This window comes from Sphingomonas sp. ABOLH (genome assembly GCF_003951715.1).
Classification (GTDB): Bacteria; Pseudomonadota; Alphaproteobacteria; order Sphingomonadales; family Sphingomonadaceae; genus Sphingomonas; species Sphingomonas hankookensis_A.
Genome location: NZ_QQWV01000117.1, coordinates 1 through 548, shown reverse-complemented (window position 1 = coordinate 548; position 548 = coordinate 1). Strand labels below are relative to the sequence as shown.

At 65.9% G+C, this 548-nt stretch carries 1 protein-coding gene; it reads right to left on the bottom strand.

Translation table 11 applies throughout. The features are described from left to right. The coding region (locus CA237_RS19500; RefSeq protein ID WP_126015336.1) for an ArsI/CadI family heavy metal resistance metalloenzyme at positions 1-417 on the bottom strand (417 nt) is incomplete at its 3' end. Positions 418-548: the final 131 nt, after the last annotated feature.

Sequence of the window (548 nt, the reverse complement as noted above, 5' to 3'; positions counted from 1 at the left end):
GGGCGTGCAGCAGGCGCTGGCGGCGTCGGGGATCACCTCGTCCTCGCCATAGGCGGTGGCGTCGCCATGGGTGAAGAAGGTTTCCCAGCGCACTCCGGCGGGGTCGGTCACCCACGATTTGTCCGACCGGGCGTAGCAGCAGGTGGTCGCTTCCTGATCGAAGGTCTGCGCGCCCGCGGCCTTGAGCCGTCCGGCAAGCTCGCCCAGTTCCGCGGCGCTGTCGACCTGGACCCCGACATGGTCGATCCCGGTGGCGCGGGCACGTGAGGAGATGGCGAGATTGACGCGCGGATCGTCGAGCATCCACTTCGCATAATCGCCCTTCACCACGGTGGGCGAGGCGTTGAACAGCGTGGTGTAGAAGGCGATCGCCGGTTCGATCTCCGGAACGCTGACGTGCAGGTGAAGGCGCTTCATGGCTGGTCTCCGACGTTTCAATGATTCGAATATTCTCGAAATATCGAAACGTCAAGCGGAAGCATTCAGCCCGGTCGCGTCGCCCGAAGGAGCCGGCCGGCGCGCGCGACGCGCTGCCCGGTCTCGAACGC